18 protein-coding genes are annotated in these 16924 nt (G+C 46.2%); 11 read left to right on the top strand and 7 right to left on the bottom strand.

Annotated features, from left to right (window positions below):
- The first annotated feature begins 4 nt into the window (after positions 1-4).
- The gene (gene bioF / locus U2F10_RS16185) at positions 5-1177 is read left to right on the top strand and encodes an 8-amino-7-oxononanoate synthase (protein ID WP_163667478.1); all 1173 of its coding nucleotides are present in this window, start codon (positions 5-7) and stop codon (positions 1175-1177) included.
- Positions 1178-1248: 71 nt separating this feature from the next.
- Here the strand turns inward: bioF and U2F10_RS16180 are convergent, their stop codons facing one another.
- Positions 1249-1476: a hypothetical protein gene (locus U2F10_RS16180; protein WP_006515358.1), complete on the bottom strand. Its 228-nt coding sequence runs from the start codon at positions 1474-1476 to the stop codon at positions 1249-1251.
- Between the two features lie 53 nt (positions 1477-1529).
- Here U2F10_RS16180 and ribD point away from each other — a divergent pair, with 53 nt between their 5' ends.
- Positions 1530-2633: a bifunctional diaminohydroxyphosphoribosylaminopyrimidine deaminase/5-amino-6-(5-phosphoribosylamino)uracil reductase RibD gene (gene ribD, locus U2F10_RS16175; protein WP_163667475.1), complete on the top strand. Its 1104-nt coding sequence runs from the start codon at positions 1530-1532 to the stop codon at positions 2631-2633.
- A gap of 32 nt (positions 2634-2665) precedes the next feature.
- Here ribD and U2F10_RS16170 read toward each other — a convergent pair whose 3' ends face one another.
- Both U2F10_RS16170 and U2F10_RS16165 read right to left on the bottom strand, forming a co-directional pair.
- Positions 2666-3028 (bottom strand): thioredoxin family protein, encoded by a 363-nt coding sequence (locus U2F10_RS16170; RefSeq protein WP_163667472.1) that lies wholly within the window; start codon positions 3026-3028, stop codon positions 2666-2668.
- A 443-nt stretch (positions 3029-3471) separates the two neighbouring features.
- Complete coding sequence (locus U2F10_RS16165; protein ID WP_163667470.1) at positions 3472-3873, bottom strand: hypothetical protein; 402 nt, start codon at positions 3871-3873, stop codon at positions 3472-3474.
- Positions 3874-4037: 164 nt separating this feature from the next.
- On the opposite strand from U2F10_RS16165, the gene gntT reads away from it, so the two are divergent.
- The 4 genes from gntT (at position 4038) to U2F10_RS16145 (ending at position 8255) form a co-directional block, all read left to right on the top strand.
- Positions 4038-5384: a guanitoxin biosynthesis MATE family efflux transporter GntT gene (gene gntT, locus U2F10_RS16160; protein WP_163667467.1), complete on the top strand. Its 1347-nt coding sequence runs from the start codon at positions 4038-4040 to the stop codon at positions 5382-5384.
- A 74-nt stretch (positions 5385-5458) separates the two neighbouring features.
- Positions 5459-6235: a TIGR00297 family protein gene (locus U2F10_RS16155; RefSeq protein WP_499872728.1), complete on the top strand. Its 777-nt coding sequence runs from the start codon at positions 5459-5461 to the stop codon at positions 6233-6235.
- 194 nt (positions 6236-6429) lie between these two features.
- On the top strand, positions 6430-7581 hold the full coding sequence (locus tag U2F10_RS16150) for a phosphotransferase enzyme family protein (RefSeq protein WP_499867129.1): 1152 nt from the start codon (positions 6430-6432) through the stop codon (positions 7579-7581).
- A gap of 149 nt (positions 7582-7730) precedes the next feature.
- Positions 7731-8255 (top strand): DOMON-like domain-containing protein, encoded by a 525-nt coding sequence (locus U2F10_RS16145; protein ID WP_163667459.1) that lies wholly within the window; start codon positions 7731-7733, stop codon positions 8253-8255.
- 14 nt (positions 8256-8269) lie between these two features.
- On the opposite strand, the gene U2F10_RS16140 is transcribed toward U2F10_RS16145, so the two are convergent.
- Positions 8270-9334: a mechanosensitive ion channel family protein gene (locus U2F10_RS16140; RefSeq protein WP_163667456.1), complete on the bottom strand. Its 1065-nt coding sequence runs from the start codon at positions 9332-9334 to the stop codon at positions 8270-8272.
- Positions 9335-9622: 288 nt separating this feature from the next.
- Here U2F10_RS16140 and U2F10_RS16135 point away from each other — a divergent pair, with 288 nt between their 5' ends.
- On the top strand, positions 9623-10108 hold the full coding sequence (locus U2F10_RS16135; protein ID WP_163699017.1) for a GNAT family N-acetyltransferase: 486 nt from the start codon (positions 9623-9625) through the stop codon (positions 10106-10108).
- A gap of 140 nt (positions 10109-10248) precedes the next feature.
- Here U2F10_RS16135 and U2F10_RS16130 read toward each other — a convergent pair whose 3' ends face one another.
- Positions 10249-11322: a fibro-slime domain-containing protein gene (locus tag U2F10_RS16130; RefSeq protein WP_163667450.1), complete on the bottom strand. Its 1074-nt coding sequence runs from the start codon at positions 11320-11322 to the stop codon at positions 10249-10251.
- 240 nt (positions 11323-11562) lie between these two features.
- A complete protein-coding gene (locus U2F10_RS16125; RefSeq protein WP_163667447.1) occupies positions 11563-12588 on the bottom strand; it encodes a bilin-binding protein in 1026 nt (341 codons plus the stop codon).
- Between the two features lie 539 nt (positions 12589-13127).
- On the opposite strand from U2F10_RS16125, the gene U2F10_RS16120 reads away from it, so the two are divergent.
- From U2F10_RS16120 to U2F10_RS16105, 4 genes are all read left to right on the top strand, one after another.
- On the top strand, positions 13128-14219 hold the full coding sequence (locus U2F10_RS16120) for a DUF362 domain-containing protein (RefSeq protein WP_499872726.1): 1092 nt from the start codon (positions 13128-13130) through the stop codon (positions 14217-14219).
- A 148-nt stretch (positions 14220-14367) separates the two neighbouring features.
- Positions 14368-14991 carry a TetR family transcriptional regulator C-terminal domain-containing protein gene (locus U2F10_RS16115; RefSeq protein ID WP_163667443.1) on the top strand — a complete coding sequence of 208 codons (624 nt, stop codon included), beginning with the start codon at positions 14368-14370 and terminating at the stop codon, positions 14989-14991.
- A 113-nt stretch (positions 14992-15104) separates the two neighbouring features.
- On the top strand, positions 15105-15779 hold the full coding sequence (locus tag U2F10_RS16110; RefSeq protein WP_163699013.1) for a glutathione S-transferase family protein: 675 nt from the start codon (positions 15105-15107) through the stop codon (positions 15777-15779).
- Positions 15780-15809: 30 nt separating this feature from the next.
- Positions 15810-16364, top strand: a complete 555-nt coding sequence (locus tag U2F10_RS16105) for a GrpB family protein (protein WP_163699011.1) — start codon at positions 15810-15812, stop codon at positions 16362-16364.
- Positions 16365-16388: 24 nt separating this feature from the next.
- Here the strand turns inward: U2F10_RS16105 and U2F10_RS16100 are convergent, their stop codons facing one another.
- Positions 16389-16847 (bottom strand): arsenate reductase/protein-tyrosine-phosphatase family protein, encoded by a 459-nt coding sequence (locus tag U2F10_RS16100; RefSeq protein WP_163667434.1) that lies wholly within the window; start codon positions 16845-16847, stop codon positions 16389-16391.
- Positions 16848-16924: the final 77 nt, after the last annotated feature.

The following is a 16924-nucleotide window of genomic DNA, read 5'->3' as shown; positions in this document are numbered from 1 at the left end:
GACTTTGGTAGCAACCAATCCCTACGGATGGATTACGAAATCACTGCAGACACTGCAGCGAGCTAACTGGTACCGCCAGGTTCAAACTGTTGATGGCAAAGGTGGTGCTACCATCAGCGTCAATGGGCATACCTGCTTAAACTTCGCCAGCAATGATTATCTGGGCCTGGCGGGCGATCCAAGATTAGCCAAAGCAGCTGCGAATGCGATCGCAACCTACGGCACCGGTAGCACCGGCTCCCGACTGCTTAGCGGTCAGCGCCCCATCCACCGAGAGTTAGAACAGGCCATCGCAGAACTTAAAGGGACCGACGATGCCATTGTCTTTAGTTCAGGCTATTTAGCAAACTTGGGCACCCTCGCCACCCTGGTGGATCACCGCGATCTGATTGTGGCGGATCAATACAATCACTCCAGCCTACAAATGGGCGCTCGCCTCAGCGGAGCCACCATTGCCATATATGACCACAACAATTTAGAACAGCTACAGCATCATTTGACGCAGATGCGCCCCCAATATCGTCGCTGCATCATCGTCACCGACAGTGTCTTTAGTATGGATGGAGACCTGTGCCCGCTGTCAGAAATTTTAGCCATCGCCGACCAGTGGGACACCATGGTCATGGTGGATGAAGCCCACGGCACCGGCGTACTCGGTAAAACCGGTGGTGGTGCCGTAGAACTTCTCGGCTGTCGTCATCGCCCCATGGTACAAGTCGGCACCCTTAGCAAAGCCTTGGGCAGCTTAGGCGGCTACGTCACCGGTTCCGCTGAATTGATTGATTTTTTACGCAACCGTGCCGCCACGTGGATTTATACAACAGGTCTCTCCCCCGCCGATGCCGCCGCCGCCAGGACTGCGATCGCAATTCTCTCTCAAGAGCCCGAAAGACTCACCCAGCTAGCACACAACGCCACCTACCTCAGACAGCGCCTAGACCAGCTGTCCCACATTAGTCGCTTACCCTCCGAATCCCCAATTGTTTGCATCCAAGTCAAAGACGCAGCAACAGTACTTCAACTGGGTCAACACCTAAAAAAACAAGGAATTTTTGCCTCCGCAGTGCGCCCCCCCACTGTCCCCACCAGTCGTCTAAGGGCAACGGTAATGGCGACCCATTCGAGGGGAGACATTGATCGATTGGTAGCAGGGATTCAAGATTTTTTTGGTGAGTAGGGCATGGGCAGCGGGAGGTACACGAAGACGCTGTTAAACCAAACGGATTTTTCAGGTCCTTACCCTACTCCCTATTCTCCCAACTCCTCCGGCATCACCCACTTTCTCGGTTCTGTTGCCCGTGCCAAAATCTTCTTACGCAGTGCCTCTTCAGCAATTTCTAACATTTTGTCGAGAGACGTGTTTTCAATAAAATTCGACGCCTGTTGAGTATAAGCCTCATTGGGACAAGCATCGCCTTTAATGCAGCCGTTAACGCACTCAACGGCACAGTTCACGCTAGTGTTCTCAGTAGTCATGGGGTTATGTTAATAACTCTTCTTCTAATACAAAATTCTAGATAAATTTGCCCATGATTTCACAGAACGATTCGTCACTACCGACAGGTGAGAGTCACATCACAATGATGCATCGCTGTCTAGAGCTAGCGGCTCAAGGAGCCGGGCGAACAGCGCCTAACCCGATGGTGGGGGCGATCGTTGTTAAGGATGGACAAATTGTTGGAGAAGGGTTTCACCCCCAAGTAGGACAACCCCATGCAGAGGTTTTTGCCCTACGAGCAGCTGGTGAGGCCGCCCGAGGGGCCACAATCTATGTAAATTTAGAACCCTGCAACCACACAGGACGCACCCCACCCTGCACAGAAGCTGTGTTACAGGCAGGCATTGCTACGGTAGTGATTGGCATGCGGGACCCCAATCCTAAGGCCAGCGGCGGCATAGAGCGTTTACGCGCCGCTGGCGTTGAAGTTATTACCGATGTGGAAACAGTCGCCTGTGAACGCCTCAATGAAGCCTTTATCCATCGCATACGTCACCGTCAACCCTTTAGCATTTTGAAATATGCCATGACCCTTGATGGCAAAATTGCTACGGATACTGGCCATAGTGCCTGGGTCACCAGCCCTGCATCACGACGACATGTACATCAACTGCGAGGTCAGTGCGATGCCGTTATTGTCGGTGGCAATACGGTCCGAAAAGATAATCCTCGATTGACTAGCCATGGAGTATGCGATCGCAACCCACTCCGTGTAGTGATGAGTCGCAGCCTAGAGCTACCCACCAATGCTCATCTTTGGCAAACTGACATTGCCCCGACATTAGTATTTACAGAAATCAATCAGAAACAGGCAGAGTCCATATTGCCAACATCTATAGACGTCGTTTCCCTCAATCCATTAACACCCGAAGCAGTCGCTAATAACTTATTTGAACGGGGGTTATCCACAATTTTGTGGGAATGTGGTGGCACCTTGAGTGCAGTAGCTCTACAGCAGGGCGTTATTCAAAAAGTATGGGCATTTATCGCCCCTAAGCTGATTGGTGGCAGCAACGCTCAAACACCAATCGGCGATATGGGCTTTAGAGAAATGACTGAAGCCTTAGCCCTAAACAACATAGAGCTACAAAAAATAGGTCCAGACTGGCTGATTGAGGGATATCTAAAGGATTAAGTAAAAAATAAGTACCTTAAAACCGCTAGCTATTACCAACCAGTCCTACGATCCTTAGTCAGCCCAGCCTCTAACTGATGACGACGCATCAATAAGTTGAGCGCTCGGACAAACTCATCACGATTGCGCAACACATCAAACCGCTGAATCACCTGTCCTTGATCTAGAAATAGCAGCGTGGGTAACGTCTGCAGTCGATACAGATTTGCCAGCTTGAGATTTTCATCAGCATTAATATTAAAGACATTTACCTGACCTGACCAGTCTTGCTGAAACCTATTGAGCATGGGAGTCACTCGACGACACAACCCACACCAAGGAGCCCAAAAATGCACTAGAACCGGCACAGGAGAAGCTAGTACAACGCTTTCGAAATTGTCTTCAGAAATTGTCATTGACGCTTAATTATTGTCAGTATTGATAAAAATCTTTTAGTACTTCCAATCTTATTAAGAAAAGTCTAATACCGAAAGGGTATTGCTCTATTATTGTGAACCTTTTCTCACAAAAAAGACAGCCTGCCAATAATAAAAATCCACGTACGCTCAGCAATACCAACTTAAAGACATCAAGCCAAGATTAGAATTGTTACTAATCGTCGAAAGTCTTGTATAGATAGAGATATTGGACCATCAATGGTCACTTTTGTACAGTGTTTTTTTCTATGAAAACTTAAGAAAACATTAAATAATGTATCTGAATGATTCAGAAATTTATGTTTTGTTTGATCAACATAACCTCTGAATTGAGGCGTTCTCTCAAATGATGGCAACTAAATTTTCTTTGGCTGCAAACATTTACCTATAGCTAAAAATACAATTGGGTATAACTGACGATGTCACACCTCGCTTTGCATTTCTTTTTCAATCATATCCAGGGTTTTCACAACTAAGCGTTTGGCCTCTAGCTTCCAACCCCATGATTGAATACCATACGCAACGTAGAATCCTACGCCTGTAGCCATGAAGTCTAGGGGTTGCTGCATGGCAACCCCTAACAGCAGTCCTAAACCGCCAATGCCCCAAAAAGGTAGTGCTACCATCTGTCGGTCGCGTTCAACAATTTTGGCAAACATATTTTGAGGTATATCTGCCAGGATCTGCTCTTTAATCTGCTTTTGCTGAGGATATGGAACCGTCAGCCCAACCTTAGGCCGTAATTTTTCAATTTTTCGCGCTTCTGTACTGTATTGAGTCAGCTCGTCTTCGGCCATGGTGATGAGCTTTTCGATAGAATCCATAAAAAACGCAGAAATAACTGTAGGGTCAGCCTTTAAGGAGTCAGCTAAGACCTGAAAAACTGGCAAAAATGCTTTTAAGTATGCAATATTAACGTTTACTTAAGCATTATTAATTTAAGTCAGTAGTGTAACTCTCTGCAATCGGCTGGACTGCCTCAAAATCTATGGTTTCTGCTATCCCAGCATCGTACAAAAGCTTTTTGCCCCGGTTTTATCGGCTCTCAATCGTTGGGGTGTTTTCCAACATGATGGTGCCTTTAGCAGGTCTTTGTGATACTGCTTTTCTAGGGCATTTATCTGATATTCATTATCTGGCTGGAGTGATTCTAGGCAGTATTTTATTTGATTACCTCTATCGCATTCTTAAATTCTTACGCAACAGTACCAATGCATTAACGGCCCAGGCTGTCGGTGAAGACGATATGACAGGCGTATTGGTCGCGGTCTTGCGATGTGGGTTGGTGGCACTTGCGATCGCAGCCGTCATTTTACTGTTCCAATACCCCATCCATGAACTAGGCTTCACTATCCTGTCCGGAGCCCCTGAAACTGAACAGGCGGGCATCACCTACTTTAATGCCCGCATCTGGGGAGCCCCAGCGGTGCTTCTGAACTTTGTTCTCATTGGCTGGTTTTTAGGACGTGAGAAAAATGGCGTGGTTTTTCTCATATCCCTCATGGCCAACGGCTCTAATGTGCTGCTGGACTATATCATGATCAACCGCTGGGGTTGGGAAAGTACCGGAGCTGGTTTAGCCACTGCCCTGAGTCAGTACCTGGGCTTGTTAGTCGGGTTTATCGCCATTGTGCTGACCATAGACTGGACTTATCTAGGTAAGGCTATGGGGCAAGTGCTCGATCGTCAAGCACTCAGTTCCACCCTGATTCTCAAAGGCAATATCCTGGTCCGTTTTTTAGCCCTAATTTCTGCCTATTCCATCTTTACTAACCTGAGCGCCACCTTTGGTACCGTGTCTTTAGCAGAAAACGGTTTATTGCTGCAAATTGCACTACTCAGCCAGTTTACGGTTCAGGGAGTGGGGATGACGGCCCAAACCCTGATTGGCAACTTTAAGGGGCAAGGACGTACAGATAACTGTGTACCCGTCCTTAAAACCGCCATTGTAACGAGCCTGGTTATCTCCCTTGGCTTTGCCCTATCGGCAGTGATCTTTCCCAACACGATATTCAGCCTGCTCACCAGCCATACAGAAGTGAGTCAGGCCATGGGCAGCTATGCCGCTTGGCTGGTGCCCCTACTCAGCATCACGTCCGTTGCCTTTATGTTAGAAGGCTACTTTATTGGCTTAAAAGAAGGGGCAGTGTTAAGGGATGGTGCCCTGCTAGGTTTTGGCATCGGTTTCATTCCCTTAGCATCGTTGGCCGTCTACTGGCATAACAGCTATTTGCTATGGACAGCGTTAACAGCCTACATGACTGTCCTAATGCTGTTTTTGGTCTACAAGTTAGTCAAAATGCCATTGGCAGAACCGACAACGATATCATCTTAGAAGTAGGCCACTCCCACCACAGAAAACACTAACAGCCCGCTCCCGGTACACTATAAGCATAAGGAAACCGACCCATGACATGGCAAAACCCTTGGTTGGTTGCAGCCCTTTTCAACCTAGTTCTCATCGGCCTCGCCTTTGCTAGTCCCAAAAAGCTCTTAACTCCCATGGGCTATATCCATGCTTGGGTTTTGGGCGTTATCCTCTGGGGGTGCCTGGGCTGGCAGGCGTATTTTGTCACGTTGGTTTATTTTGCAGCCGGTTCTACAGTCACTAGAGTAGGCTTTGCCCAAAAAGCAGCTGCAGGCATTGCAGAAGATCGGGGCGGCGTGCGAGGCCCCGGCAATGTCTGGGGGTCAGCGTTGACAGCGGCCCTCTGTGCCCTATTGGTATGGTTTACAGGCCTGACATCTGCCACCCTAGCAGGATTAACCACTGGCCAAGTGACCCAGCTGCTGATTCTGGGGTTTGTGGCCAGCCTGAGTACGAAGCTATCGGATACGTCCGCGACAGAAATTGGCAAGGCCTACGGTCAACGGACATTTTTAATTACGACACTACAGCCCGTACCAAGGGGTACAGAAGGCGCTGTCAGCCTGGAAGGCACACTGGCCGGAGTCGTCGGCTCTCTGATTTTGGCAGTCGCAGCCTGGGGTGTTGGCTTGATTCCAGTGGTCGGTGTTGTTATCTGTGCCATTGCAGCCTTTGTTGCCACCACCATTGAAAGTTTGATCGGGGCAACAATTGAGGACAAGCTGCCAGGATTGACCCACGATGTGGTGAACATTATTAATACGCTGATTGGGGCTGTAGTTGCGATCTCACTAGGCGCTCTACTGGCTATTAAATAATGGTATGGCATTGACATTGCAGTAAAGTCCTAGGAATATTCTTTTAATCACCCATGGCTCGACATCAATCATGTCCTGGAGCTTAAACATATTGAAACTTCTAAAACCGTTGATGGAACCTTTTTATGGCCTATCCGGTTTCCCTAGTTCTAGGGATGAACGTATGATTAGCCAAAGTTTTATTAGACAATCCCATGCTCTCTGAGGCTGAGCTGCCTAAATCATCAACAAGCCAAAACAACACCCTTGCTCACATTGCCCAACAATTTATTGGCTATGGCACTGTAGGAGATATTCGCCCCCTCGGTAGCGGTAATATCAACGATACATATCTAGTTGATGCAGAACAGCCGTTTGTCCTCCAGCGCATCAATACTGAGGTATTTCCCCAGCCTCATCAGGTTATGGATAACCTGTGCCAGTTTGTCAGCCATGCTCATCAGCGCTTAGACAAAGCTCCCCTCAATCGTCGTTGGGAAGTCCCCACTGTTCTTAAAACAGATGACAATCAGCACCACTGGATAGATACCCAGGGTAATATTTGGCGCGGTCTGAGCTTTGTACAAGGCACCACCACATTCAACACCATTCAACACCAGGAACATGCCACTGAGATTGGCTATGGTCTTGGCTGTTTCCACAGTTTGCTCAGCGATCTGCCCTGTGCAAATCTGGCAGATACCCTACCTGGATTTCACATCACCCCTCACTATCTGAAACAGTACGATGCGATTCTGCCCCAAGCTGCTTCCCTATCTTTTGAAGAACATCACTGCTGCCAACTGATTGATAGCCATCGCCAGCGACTATCGGTCTTGGAAGATGCCAAAGCCACAGGTCGTTTGCCCCTACGCTCGATTCATGGGGATCCAAAGATTAACAATATCCTGATTGACACGACCACCGGACAGGCCACCAGCCTTATTGATCTAGACACTGTCAAACCCGGTCTGGTCCACTATGACATTGGCGATTGCCTACGCTCTAGTTGCAACCCATTAGGGGAAGAAACCCAAAATTGGCAAGCTGTCATCTTTGATGTGGAGCTGGGTGCAGCTGTACTAAAGGGGTATCTTTCCAGCGCTAGTGATTTCTTGAATGCGGTGGAATATGACTACATCTATGACGCTATTTGGCTGATTACGTTTGAGCTAGGATTGCGCTTTTTTAGCGATCACCTGGCAGGGGACATTTATTTTAAGACTCAGCGACCGAACCATAACCTTGAACGAGCGTTAGTTCAATTTCAGTTGGCTGAAAGCATTTGTCATCAGAAACCCTTAATTCAAACCGTAATTAATCAATTAAAAGCCCATTACTGTTCTGAAGTTGGGTATGTAGCTTAGAACTATTTAGTACGTACTGAGTTCTACAGGTAACTCAGTAGCTGTCCCCAGGCCTCTAGGCCCTTGGGCAAAGGAGCTTAGCAACATCGTTGTGGCTCCTCCCTTGGTAGACCTTATTTATCTTGTGTTTGTTCCCTTAGGAGACATCAATGGCTATACCATTTTCGCTAAAACCCTTCGAACCAGTCTCGAATTTAGTGATTTCTGGTCGGGTAGTCCGGGCTCAATCCTCTCTCACGGTCGAATACACCCTTACCGGTGCTGTCGAAGATCTCAAGCTCCCCCCTACTGACAGCAAAACCCCTAGCCGCCGCGATCATCTTTGGGAAAATACCTGCTTCGAGGTCTTTATTGGCATACCGGACTCATCCCGCTATTGGGAAGTTAATGCTTCCCCCAATGGCAATTGGAATGTATATCGCTTTGATGATTATCGTCAAGCTATGGTGGCCGAACCCGCCTGTAGCAAAATTGCTAGCACCTGGCAGCCTCTGACGAAAGGCTACTATTTAACCCTAGAGTTACCTACAGACGACTGGCTTGCTATCGATCAACCCCTAGAGCTGGGGATCAGCACCGTGATCAAAACTGACAGTGTTTCCCACTGGGCTCTAGACCATACAGGCCAAGAACCGGATTTCCACCGTCGAGATAGCTTTAGCCTCGCAGTTTAGGGGGTTTTGAGGTCTTAGGGCTTAGTGTTGAGTCGATTTAAGTACAACACCTGAGTTGGATAGGCAAATTCAATTCCAGCCTTGTCAAATTGTTCTTTAATGGTTAAATTCATCTGTTGTTGTACATCTATATAAACCATGTAGTCGTTAGTTTCTACGAGATAAACAACTTCATAGTTAAGACTGCTATCACCAAAACTAGCAAAATGAGCCCGGTCAAACGTGACCTGAGGGATTCCTTCAATGATGTGACGCAAAATATCGGGAATCAGCTCCAGTTGGGTCTTACTAGTCTCGTAAGTAACCCCTAAGTTAAACGCAATCCGTCGTTGGGCCATGCGCTGAAAATTCTGAATGCGCGAAGCCGTTAGATCGGTATTCGCTAAAATCAGCTGTTCTCCATCCAGGCTTTGCAGTCGAGTTGTTTTAATACCGACCTGTTGTACAGTGCCAGACATGTCGCCAACAACAATAAAATCACCAATCTCAAATGGGCGATCTAACAAAATAGAAAAATAGCTAAACAGGTCCTGCAAAATACCTTGGGAGGCTAAGGCGATGGCCACGCCACCAATACCTAAACCGGTTACAACGGCAGAAATATCAAACCCCAGGTTATCTAAAACAAAAACAATTCCAATCGCCCACAGAAATACACGCACAGCTGGGATTAGAGCATTAAGGCTCTGGCGCATATTGGGCTGGTCGCGATGGATAAATCCATAAATACGCAGGCTATATTCAGCCACTGACCCCACTAGCTGCAGCAACAGTAACGTGGCAAAGATAACGCCCACAACGGTCAGCAGCTCAGCAACAGTGGGATACAATGTCAGATTTTGCAAACTGATGTAGCCAAACCCCAGGTAAAGCAGCCACAGTGTCGGACGCTCTATCAAGCGCACCAGCTGATCATCTAAGGTATTGGCAGTGCGTTTAGCCCAGCGTTTGAGACGACGGAGGATAAGACGCTTAAGCAGATGTGCGATCGCAATACCTACACCAATATTAAGGAGCGAAATACCATAGGCCTCCAGGGTATTACCTAGAAAAGTTTTCTGCAGAATATCAGACAGCATGGGGACCAAGTCATCATCAGATTTAGGTTAACAGGGGTAGAGGTTCCTTGCATGGCTCTAACCTTGTTTACACAGCTCGCGCCGGTAACCAGAACCAAATCCGTAGTTCCTTATTCTCCTATTTTGATTCTCTCTGCAATAATCTCTTGTTGTCTTGACAGTTTTATTGAGACATTAAATAAATATAGCAATTGTCAATCGTGCTAAATACACCCTACGCCCTATTCCCCACCCACCCACTCACGCTAGACTAGACACCAAATTTTACACTCCCAAAAGGTGAACCATTTGGATTCCATAAAAATACGTCGGGCTCAGCTAAGTGATGCCCAAATCATTGCCAACTTCAACCGAGCCATGGCACAGGAAACTGAGAATAAAGACCTGATTCCTGAAGTGATCTTAGCAGGGGTAAATTCTTTATTGAACAACCCATCCCGGGGCTTTTACATCGTTGCTAAGGTTGACACTCAAGTAGTGGCTTGTTTGATGATTACGACAGAGTGGAGTGACTGGCGAAACAGTCTTTTCTGGTGGATTCAAAGTGTCTTTGTCAGTCCCAACTATCGTCGTCGTGGCATTTATCGCCGCATGTACCAATTCATTAAAGAGCTTGCACATCAGGAGCCAGATGTTTGCGGATTTCGTCTCTATGTTGAACAAGACAATATGCGAGCCAAGGAGACCTATGCAGCATTGGGTATGACCCAAAGCCCTTATCATCTCTTTGAAGAATTAAAGCCAGGTATCAAGTATTTGCAAAGCCCCATATAACCAACAGTCATTGGATATGGCTGTTAAACCTCTACCTGAAAACAGTGCGACTGATGTTTCCAATGATTGAAAACATCAGTCGCACTCAGTTGAAAGGATCACAGACACCTATTTGAATGTTACCGTGTCACATTAATGGACTAATGCAGGAAGTACCAGAGGCCGCAGATGGCCAGGAAGGCCAAAACCAGGTAGATAAATAGATAGCTGATCTTCCGAGGGGCTTCTGCGATCACAACCTTGGCCACCTTGCAGTCACCCACTGTATAGCCTTTACCAGGTTCTAGAGTCACCACAACCGTTTCATCCTTTTCACAAGCAACGGCATCAGCTAGAGGCTTCACTTCAATGCAGACCTCACTCTTACCCTTGGGTATCGTGACACTGCGACTAATTGCCTTATAGTCCTTGCCCTCTGTAGCTGTGCCACTAACACTGTAGGAAACTACAGTATCCTGCATGACGGGCTCTTCCGTGCAAATTAGGAACTTGCCTGTATCAATACAAACTTCACCTTTGTAAGGTTCAGTTGCTTTAGGATCGGGCGATTTAATGCAGACCTCTGGAGCGGGCTCCAAAAGGAGAGAGGTATCAATGCGAAAATGAGATTTTGTAGTGTGCCGCTCAGCAAAGAAAAGGTCAAAGGTATAATCTTTGCCCTTTTCTAGAACAAGAGTTTCACCGGTTGCTAAAGCTTGGTTAAACTGAGTTTCGCCAGCACTAATACCAAGATCAATGGTATCGGTCATGGGTGGATGCACACCACCTAAATCAATCACTAGCTTGCCGTCAATAAAGATCCACAGATCATCGTCGCCGACAAATGTAAATTTCTCAGTGCCCTTATAGGTAAACTTAGCGTGAATTTCGTAGGTAAAGTGATAGTTATGGGCACGTCCCTCATTGCCAAATAGCTCATTGTCAATGGGGAAAAATTCCGAATTCTCATAGGTAAAGACACCGTCATTGTCGGCATCTTCCAAAAGAATATCTAACTGCTTACTCTTGTTAACATCTACAACGTCACGGAACCACTGGTCAAAGTTCTCCTTACCTGTGGTGGTTTTACCTTTCCCTCCCTTATAAATAGGTTTTTTATCAACGCCAAGTTTAGATTCAACAATATTTTTCTCGGCAGCAATCACATGTTGAAAATCATTATGGCTGTCTTTAAAATCGCGAACTTTTCCAGACAATGTAATTTTTTGTGTCATGGGAGCTTCCTTGTTCTGAAATAGAGGCTCTTTTTTATACAATCACCATCCTAAACTTTCCAGAACCCACCTAAAAATTCCTCTGAAACTCCGTCACATCAAGGCCAACCAAATCATGAATCAACGTAACAGTATCAGCAAAGCTCTATAGAGCCTTACAGAACATCATTAACCATGCCGATATCACACCTATCCGCCATCTCTGCATCAACGGAGATTTGACGTAAAAATACCTAAAACCTAAAAACTATAGGCAGCTTCCACAACCTCTGCAGAAAATATGGTTTGGAGTAAATCAAAGTGAGGTAAACATAGGGCAAACTCATCGGAGGTGAGCAGCTGACCATATTCTCGTTGTAATAGCTTTAGCATATAGCGCACTAGCTCCCATCTCACATTGAATGTGGGATATAGCATCACACACAACGGAAACAGTTCCTGCTGAACAACACTGGTATTTTTCTCTAGTAAACAGACCCAAAGATAAATTTGAAACATTTCTGTATCTCGGGTACTAGAGGCCCTAACAGTTGTTGAACCCAAAGAGCCACTATAGCACTGGTGCCTTGGGAAAACCTCTAGAACTTGAGTTACCACATGCTGGGCAATGGTACTACTCTGAGGTAGAAGCGTTCGCACAACCTTTAGTTCCGACGAATTATAGCCATAATACGATGCAGCATCATAGGCTCTTTGCAGCGGCATATAGAGGTGATCATCAATTGCTTTGAAATAAAGCTGTAATATTCCCCGCTGCGATGGTTCAACTGATTCTAGCAATAGCTGCCCAGTGTAATGGAACTGCATACTGACAAAGCCAATGACCCTAGGATCTACAGCCGTAAATTTTGCTCGAATAATGCCTAAATCTGGGGCAATATTGACGGCAAATCGCTCAGGGTAAACAAATGAGGCGTAGCTTTCAAACGCTCTGTCAAAGATCTGAAACACATCACCAGCAATCGCCCATGGGTCAATAATATCGGGGTCTAACTGATGTTGTACTACCTGTTGTGAGAGAAGTTGCTCGGTTTTGTTCCATGCCCTCGCACTAATGGAGCGCAAATCTTGATGCAGCATCTTTGCAACTGCAGCCCGCAATTCACGTTCATCAGAAAAGACGGGTCGTGATGCTCCTTCCTTGACCATGCGCATGTAGCGAACAGCCCAAGCTTTAGAGAATGAAGACGGCGAGTCTAATTGATTAACTTTAGATAAGTCAATTTCTTGTGAAACAGATGACCCTATAGAAGATTCGGCAAACATTGTCTTCAAACGAGACTCTCGGAATAACGTTGACACACTTATAAAACAATTTGCCAACAAGATCCATCACCGGCAAACCATTAGTCCCCACAGCTAAGCGAGTGATCCCATAGCTCCTACCTATCAACACAACAATCATCAACGCGGTTCACATATCACTGCGCAAGTCAAGTAAGTCAGTTGGAACGACAAGCTGAACTCAGTACAAACTTCAGAACTTGTTACTGATTATCTAGCTATGGCCTTAAGATCAACTTAATATATTTACATTTCTTAAACTTAAGAGGTCCAACAACGTCCTAAAGTCTGACCACCTGAGATAAGGCTATGCATTGTTCGGATTTTTGTCAATCCATCAGGTCTCTAACGCTACGTAGGGTATATCGAACAGAATGAAATCAATGTCGTTCTATGGGCCAAAGCATCAATGTCGTTATGCAATTTTTATGTGAGTAAGAAATTAGGGTTCAGGGAATTCTCATATGCGCTAATCAAAATGGAGGCGATCTATCTCCAGTTACAAAAAGCCTCTGCTTGCCATGTCCCCCCAATCAAACCAACAACAAACTCGTCGTGGTCTACTGAAATATTTAGGGCTTCTGGCAGGTGCAGCCACCTTACCCCCTGTTCTCAATTCATGTAGTGCAGAATCAGCCTCCACGTCAGAACAATCTCGCTTCCCCCCAGAGCTATCTTCAAGCTTAGCTAAACCACTGGCAGCAGCTGGCCTTAATCCCCACCGAGTGGCTCTTGTTAAAACGACGGATCGAGCAGCTGGTGTAAGGCAGGCCATAGCGTTGTTGCAGCCCCCTAGCTTTAAGCAAAAGCGCGTATTTATTAAACCTAATTACAACACAGGCGATCCAGCCCCAGCTGCCACAGATCCAGTTGTATTGGAAACTTTGGTGCAAGAAATTCAGGTAGCTGGAGCAAGCGCTATTACCGTTGGTGACCGGTCTGGCATGGCAAACACTCGCAACGCTATGGCCCAAATGCAGGTTTTCAATCTCAGTCAGCGCTATGGGTTCAACACCCTTGTGTTTGATGAGTTGAGCCGAGACGACTGGCAATATTTTGCAGCGACTGGCACAAACTGGTCCCAGGGATTTGCGATGGCCCGGCCTGTTCTTAATGCCGATGCCATTGTCAATGTCTGCTGTCTTAAAACCCATCGGTTTGGTGGCCACTTTACATTGTCCCTGAAAAATACCATCGGCATGGTGGCTCGCTATGTGCCGGGTGATGACCATGACTATATGCGTGAATTACATCGCTCTGGCAGCCAACGGTTAATGATCGCCGAAGTCAATAAAACCCATCGCCCCTCGCTCATCATGATTGATGGTGTAGATGCCTTTGTCGGCGGCGGTCCTGAACAGGGACGGCGGGTACAGGCAGGGCTCATGCTAGCCAGCACAGATCGCATTGCCATTGATGCGGTTGGCATTGCCATACTACGCAAGCTAGGCACAACTCGCGAAGTATCCAGTGGGTCAATTTGGGATCAGGCTCAGATTAGGCGAGCAGCTGATTTAGGCTTAGGAGCCGTTAGCTCCGAGCAAATAGAACTGGTGACCGCTGATCAAGGGAGTGCCCAACTCGCTGATGAAATTCGTCAGTTTTTGGTTTGAAGCGCCTATTACGAAAAAGTTGACCATTGGATTAGATACCTATGCAGGTGAACTTTACTTGGCGATAGCTATTCTGATACTTTCAAGAAAGACCGATCGGTCTTTTTAGGATTTTCTCAGGCTCTAAACTTGTTTACCTGTTGCGACTGTGTCTAAAGCCCAGACTACAAAGGCCCATATTATCCAACAAGCGGCTGTTGTTTTTAACCAGCAGGGCTATGCGGGAACATCAATGGCTGACATCATGCAGACGACGGGATTAAAAAAAGGAGGCATATATAACCATTTCAGCAGCAAAGATGAATTAGCCTTGGCGGCTTTTGACTTTACCGTTGGCTTGGTGGCACAGCAATACAAAATTGCTCTGCAAGGGAAGCGCCACTCTATTGAACGTCTTAAGGTCATTATTGAAACCTTTTGCAGCATGGTGGATAAACCCGCTTTCAAAGGGGGATGTCCGTTAATGAATACGGCAATTGAGAGCGATGACACCCATCCAACTTTGCGCGATCGCACCTGCCAAGCCATGGATAACTGGCGGCAAATGATTCGCAAAATTATCAGTCTCGGCATCAAACATGGTGAAATTAAATCTTCACTCAATGCAGATGCCACCACTACCATTGTAATTTCCACCTTGGAAGGTGCTTTAATGATGAGCCATCTCTATGGTGATCACGTCCACCTATCCTGGGCTAAACAGCATTTATTTCAATACATTGCAACCCTTCAGCAAACAGATGACTCCACCCCCCTAGGTCTTTTGGAGTAGGGAGCCACCCAACCTAGCCTCAGGTTATTTTTTTCACCATTGCTTTTTCCTCAAAAAAGACCGATCGGTCTTTTTTTTAAATTTTATTTCTATTAAGGATTAAGGAGGACTCGATGCTGACGTTTTACTATCACCCCCTATCGCCTATCTCCCGACGTGTTTGGCTAGCGTTATTGGAAAAAGAGATTCCCTTTCAACCCGTCATCGTGGATCTGAGTAAACGTGAACAGTTTCAGACTGATTTCCTCACCCTCAACCCCTTTCACCATATCCCTGTGATTGTTGAAAATGGCTTTCGCGTGATTGAATCCATCGCAATTCTAGACTATCTAGAGGATCAGCATCCCCATATTCCATTGGTACCGGCATGTCATAGGGAACGGACAACCATGAGAATGATTCAAATGGTAACCGTCAATGAATTGGTCTCAAAACTCTCTAAAGTAATTAACCAAGACCATGTTCCATTGACAGCAGATGTCAAACAACAACTCAATGCTGCTTTAACATTTCTGAATAGTCACGTGGGCAAAGGGGGGTATTTTGGCGACACTCATTTAAACTTAGCTGACATTGTAGTGGGTGCAACGGTGCCATTATTCTGCAGACTGGGCATAGGGCTAACAGATTATCCTGCCCTCAATCAATGGAACAATCACATCACCGCTCGCCTGGCCTGGCAGGCAACAAATCCCAGTGATGTCGACTTCGAGGCTTGGAAACAACTACTACAGCGATGGATTCGCATAGCCATGAAGCGGCAAAAGCGACAGCATCAGAACAATTAACTCAACGGCTTTAATTAATTGACAAAAACCATGATCGTTATCCACTCTTACAAACCCACATGGCCCCAAGAATTTGCAGTGATTCAAGCCGCTTTGACAAAAATTTTAGGAGCACAGGCTCTCTGTATTGACCACATTGGTTCAACTTCAGTACCTGGCTTGGGAGCAAAAGACGTTATTGACATTCAGCTCACCGTACAGGCCCTTACACCCAACATTCCAGAAAAGCTAACGGAGGCAGGCTATTACCATCGGGAGCATATTACCTGTGATCACGTTCCCCTGGGTGCAGATGCCACTCCTCACCTATGGAAAAAACAATTCTTCCATCAACCGGATGGGCAACGGCGTGCAAACATCCACGTGAGAGTTGAGGGCAATCCTAATCAACAATATCCTTTGTTATTTCGCGATTACCTTCGTAGTCACCCAAATTCAGCCAAATCTGTAGAGCTGATTAAACGAGAAATTGCCAAGCGTCATGGCGATGATATTGATGCATACTATGACATTAAAGATCCGGTTTACGATTTGATTTGGGAAGCTGCCCTGGCCTGGTCAAAGGGGTTAAGTAAGGTTGAGTAGTCAACAACTTGTCAAAATTGTGCACTATTTGTTGCGATCGCATCCAGCTTGACACAATTCTCTATAGAGCAATACGCAACTCCGCTGAATAAATTCAGCACATTGTCGATATGCCTGCAATGTCTCACCATGGGGCACCGGAATATCTTGGGCTGGATGACCAATGTATTCCTGTATTGTGTATACCTTATCAGCAATAGCTGGCACCATACTGATGAGAAGAAACTTCTGGGGCCGGGTCATGGTAAAAATCAAATCAGCCCAGGCCAAATTTTCAGACGAAATCTTCTGGGAACAATGTTCAACAGAAAATCCATACTCTGCAAGCGTTTGCTGCATCTTATTAATCATCGGTTGCCCCTCCGATGCATAAATACCAGCTGAACGAACCTCAATACTGCCATTTTCTAAAATAGAACAAAAGAAGGTGGCCGCCGTCGGACTGCGACAAATGTTTCCATCGCAGACAAATAAAATCTTCATCCTGATTGTGAGTCTTATTTCCTGAATTTAGTAGTTTTGGTAAGTATGTTTAAAAACAATTTTTCAGCATCGAAATC

Source organism: Leptothoe sp. EHU-05/26/07-4, assembly GCF_043421015.1.
GTDB classification, from domain to species: Bacteria; Cyanobacteriota; Cyanobacteriia; order Phormidesmidales; family Phormidesmidaceae; genus Leptothoe; species Leptothoe turfae.
Note: the sequence above shows the minus strand (reverse complement) of the source record. Positions and strands in the feature narration are given on the sequence as shown.